Source organism: Hydrocoleum sp. CS-953 (assembly GCF_002260545.1).
GTDB lineage: Bacteria > Cyanobacteriota > Cyanobacteriia > Cyanobacteriales > Microcoleaceae > Trichodesmium.
In genome coordinates this window covers 1-4515 of the sequence record NZ_LGSU01000751.1, presented here as the reverse complement: position 1 = coordinate 4515, position 4515 = coordinate 1, and the positions used below count along the sequence as shown (strand labels likewise).

5 protein-coding genes and 2 pseudogenes are annotated in these 4515 nt (G+C 39.5%); all 7 read left to right on the top strand.

Going from position 1 to position 4515, the window contains the following annotated elements; genetic code table 11:
- Positions 1-77 precede the first annotated feature (77 nt).
- The 7 genes and pseudogenes from AFK68_RS09080 (at position 78) to AFK68_RS09060 (ending at position 4396) form a co-directional block, all read left to right on the top strand.
- Positions 78-1280 carry an RNA-guided endonuclease TnpB family protein gene (locus AFK68_RS09080; protein ID WP_094672445.1) on the top strand — a complete coding sequence of 401 codons (1203 nt, stop codon included), beginning with the start codon at positions 78-80 and terminating at the stop codon, positions 1278-1280.
- A 36-nt stretch (positions 1281-1316) separates the two neighbouring features.
- Positions 1317-1730 (top strand): annotated as a pseudogene (locus tag AFK68_RS09075) (SDR family oxidoreductase); the annotation flags it as partial.
- A gap of 19 nt (positions 1731-1749) precedes the next feature.
- Positions 1750-1932, top strand: a complete 183-nt coding sequence (locus tag AFK68_RS34760) for a hypothetical protein (RefSeq protein WP_143437717.1) — start codon at positions 1750-1752, stop codon at positions 1930-1932.
- A 4-nt stretch (positions 1933-1936) separates the two neighbouring features.
- Positions 1937-2143: a DUF2141 domain-containing protein gene (locus tag AFK68_RS09070; protein ID WP_246844079.1), complete on the top strand. Its 207-nt coding sequence runs from the start codon at positions 1937-1939 to the stop codon at positions 2141-2143.
- A gap of 521 nt (positions 2144-2664) precedes the next feature.
- Positions 2665-3322: pseudogene (locus tag AFK68_RS09065) on the top strand (RNA-guided endonuclease InsQ/TnpB family protein); the annotation flags it as partial.
- Between the two features lie 9 nt (positions 3323-3331).
- Positions 3332-3871 (top strand): transposase, encoded by a 540-nt coding sequence (locus AFK68_RS34755; protein ID WP_143437718.1) that lies wholly within the window; start codon positions 3332-3334, stop codon positions 3869-3871.
- 84 nt (positions 3872-3955) lie between these two features.
- Positions 3956-4396, top strand: coding sequence for an RNA-guided endonuclease TnpB family protein (locus AFK68_RS09060; RefSeq protein ID WP_371357297.1), 441 nt, complete (start codon positions 3956-3958; stop codon positions 4394-4396).
- Positions 4397-4515: the final 119 nt, after the last annotated feature.

Below are 4515 nucleotides of genomic sequence, written 5' to 3'. Positions count from 1 at the left end.
CCTTTTAGGGGGACTTTTAAATTGTTTTTTTTTCTTTGATAAGTATGCTATAATATTATTAGTTTTAAAATGCGGTTATGAAAGCTAGATTTAAGTATCGTGTCTATCCAACATGCCAACAAAAATACCAATTAGCAAAACTATTTGGTTGTGTGCGTGTGGTTTGGAATGATAGTCTGGCTTGCTGCCAACAAAAGTATAGATTAGGAGAAAAGAAACCTACCAATTCTGAGCTACAAAAACAGTTTATCACCGAAGCTAAAAAGACTGAAGATAGAGAATGGTTATCAGAAGTTTCTGCTATACCATTGCAGCAATCTTTGAATGATTTAAACCAGGCTTATAAAAACTTTTTTAAGTCAACTAAAGGTGAGAGGAAAGGTAGACCTATAAAACTTCCTAAATTCAAAACTAGAAAGTCAAAGCAAACTGCTAGATTTACAAAGGGAGGGTTTAAAATTGGTCAGCATAAAGTATATTTAGCTAAGATTGGAAAGCTTGAAATTGTATGGTCAAGAGAGCTACCTGCCACTCCATCATCAGTAACAGTAATCAAAGATTCAGCTCATAGATATTTCTTGAGCTTTGTAGTAGAAATACAACCTGAAATTTTGCCTAAAACTGATAAGTCAGTAGGTATAGATTTAGGAATTAAAACTTTTGCTACTTTGAGTAACGGTAGAAAGGTTGATGCTCCAAAACCATTGAAGAAACGAATTAAGAAATACAGAAAGTTAAGTAAATCATTATCTAAGAAAACCTTCGGTTCTAAACGATATGAAAAAGCTCGGCTGAGAATAGCTAAATTTCATGGCAAACTGAAAGATACAAGGACAAATTTTCTACATAAATTATCCACTGAAATAATTCGTGAAAGCCAAACAATTATTTTAGAGGATCTAAACGTTTCCGGAATGGTCAAGAACCGTAAATTATCTAGAGCAATTTCTGATTTAGGTTGGAGACAATTCCGAACATTCCTAGAAGGAAAAGCAGAAAAATATGGTCGTGAATTTCGAGTAATTAGTCGTTGGGAAGCAACATCTCAAACCTGTTCTAGTTGTGGTTTTAAAGGTGGGAAACTAGACCTTTCGGTGAGAGAATGGGAGTGTCTCAACTGTGGTGCTAAACATGATCGAGACGAGAATGCAGCCATAAATATATTAGTCGCGGGCGGGCAGTCCGAGACTTTAAACGGACGTGGAGGCAAGCATAAGACTAGCGTCAAGTTAGCAGCAGCCAATGAGACGTCAACCCACCGAGGAACTTCGGTTCGGTAGGATTGCGCTTTTTAGGCCGGGGAGGATGTCAACTACGACTATGACAAATTCTACAAAGTTAACATTGAAGGAACCAACCAATTAGTAGCTTTGGCAAAAAGCGCTGGCGTGAAAAAATTCATATATATAGGTGCTGCATCTGTCATTAATGGAAGACCGATTAAAAATGTAGATGAACTATATCAACCAAAACGACTGCTACAAGATTATTACTCAAAAACCAAAGCCTTAGCAGAAAAACTCGTCTTAGAAGGTAATGAACCTAACTTTGAAGCGATCGCTCTGAGACCCCCGGCAATATGGAGTCCTAAAAATCCTCACTACGATGATATGTTAAAAATGGCTAAAGAAGGTAAGTGGGTGTGGATTGGTGGTGGAAAGCATACCCTGTCTACCATTCATGTAGACAATGAACGGAGCAGCAGTTATAGCTGCCATTCAGAAGAGTAGGGGTGGACAGATATACTATGTGACTGATGGTGAACAACGCCCACTCAAAACCTTTTTTACAGAAATTCTTAGAGCAGAAGGAATTGAACCAGGTAATCGTCATGTGCCAAGAGGTTTAGCACTTTTAATTAGCTTACATTGTGGAATTCCTATGGAAGCTTTTGGGGTTAAATCAACGACCACCTCCCGCAATTACATTTGAGAATTTGAAACCAGGAAGTTATGCTGTTGCTGCTTTTCATGATTTTAATGACGATGGTATCTTCAATCTGAATGGTATTGGCATTCCAAAAGAAGGCTTTGGCTTTTCCAAAAACCCAAAGATTTTCACAGGTCCTCCCAAATTTAGGGATGTAGTTGTGATTATTGTAGGTTCAACAAACAATATTTGGATTAAATTGCAATATCTTTAGGAAGTCAGGAATTTTATATATGCACAAATATACATTTTTGTCAATTTTTGTGCTTCTATTGTTAAGTTGTCCCCAGAAAATTTGTTTTTTCCATCCAGAGATTAAATTTAAAATTACTTAATATTATACGAATTAAATATAGTTTAAAGGTTGTTTTATATAAATTAATTACAACAAGCCTGTGACTTTAAAAATCATATCATAGACTCCAAATTAAGTAAACTCGTAAAATAATTGAGAATAGTTTCAATAAACCCCTATCTTTACGTTTATTCATAATTTGCTTAACATGGGAATTTTAAAATTATCCCTTCATAGATATTTGTTTTGCTTATAAAATTAACAACTCTTAGGAAATAGGTTTACCAATAGATAATGGATAATTAATTAATCTGGCTTTATCAAAATGTTGGCAGAAGACTCGCGCTCTCCCGTAGGGGAGCGTCGTATGGGAATGCCAATCAATGTTGCGATTTTACAAATAATCTGTTAAAGTATAAAATTTGAAAAGCAAACAGTAAATGGAGGAAAAAGCGTACAAATTTAGATTTCACCCAACTCCAGAGCAGGAAAATCTGTTGCGGAGAACGTTGGGATGTGTACGCCTAATCTACAACAAGGCTTTAGCTGCAAGAACTCAAGCATGGTATGAGAACAAAGAACGTGTCAGTTACAAGCAAATCTCAACTATGCTTACTAACTGGAAAAAACAAGAAGATTTAGATTTCCTTACTGAAGTAAGCAGTGTACCATTGCAGCAAGGCTTGAGACATCTACAGACTGCTTTTCCTTCGGAATGCTGCGCAAACACCAACTTTTTTAGCGGAGGTGCTAAATACCCTAATTTTAAGAAAAAGCGTATGGGGTGGCAATGCTGAGTTTACTAAGGCAGCATTTAGATGGAAAGATGGCCAAGTATATTTAGCCAAATGTGCAGAACCATTACCTATCCGATGGAGTAGGCAACTACCGCCAAACTGTGTGCCTAGTAAAATTACTGTCAAACTTGAACCAAGTGGTAGATGGTCTGTATCTTTGAGAGTTAATGCTACCAGAGATTTGAGGCTCAAGCCAACTCAGAAACAAGTTGGCGTTGATTTAGGGATTACCAGTTTGCTAACTACAACTGATGGAGATAAAGTTGCCAACCCAAAGAATCTTCAGAAGTTACACAAAAAANCAAACTGTGTGCCTAGTAAAATTACTGTCAAACTTGAACCAAGTGGTAGATGGTCTGTATCTTTGAGAGTTAATGCTACCAGAGATTTGAGGCTCAAGCCAACTCAGAAACAAGTTGGCGTTGATTTAGGGATTACCAGTTTGCTAACTACAACTGATGGAGATAAAGTTGCCAACCCAAAGAATCTTCAGAAGTTACACAAAAAACTGAGGTTAGCCCAGAAATCCCTAGATAGAAAACCCGACAAAAACTCTAACAACTATCACAAAGCCAGACTGAAAGTCGCCAAGATACACGCAAAAATTAAAGACCCAGGAGGAGACTATACCCATAAACTGACATACGTCGCCAATCCGACGGCTCCCCTACAACTAATTAGAGAAAACCAAACAATAGTAGTTGAGGATTTAGCAGTAAAAACATGGTCAAAAAGCGGTGCGACCCCGCGTCGTCGCCAGCTCGCAAGCGGTCAGACCCCGCGTCGCCGCCAGCTCGCTTGCGGAATGCTGACCAAGAGAGGGAACGCGCACCAAGAGACCACAAATTAGCTAGAGCTATTAGTGATGCTAACTGGGGAGAATTAGTGAGGCAATTAGAATACAAAGCCGNGTTGAGGATTTAGCAGTAAAAACATGGTCAAAAAGCGGTGCGACCCCGCGTCGTCGCCAGCTCGCAAGCGGTCAGACCCCGCGTCGCCGCCAGCTCGCTTGCGGAATGCTGACCAAGAGAGGGAACGCGCACCAAGAGACCACAAATTAGCTAGAGCTATTAGTGATGCTAACTGGGGAGAATTAGTGAGGCAATTAGAATACAAAGCCGAATGGTATGGACAGGAATTAATCACTCTGGACCGATATTTCCCTAGTTCCAAGCGCTGTTCTAATTGTGGTCATGTAGTAGAAAAATTGCCTCTCAATATTAGAGAGTGGAATTGTCCTGAATGTGGTAGCCACCATGATAGAGACATAAACGCTGCAATTAACATTTTGGCTGCGGGACTCGCAGTGTCAGCGCCAGTCGCTCATGGGGGAGACCCCCAAGACCGCGCTGGCTTGTCTGTGGAGCAACCGTAAGACCTTCTGAGAGTAAATCTCGGAAGGCGGGTGCTATGTTTTGCTGACGCAAAGCTCCGCTTTATATGTCGGCGACAGCCGAAGTGCGTAATTAGGAGCATTCCCTATACGAAAGTTGT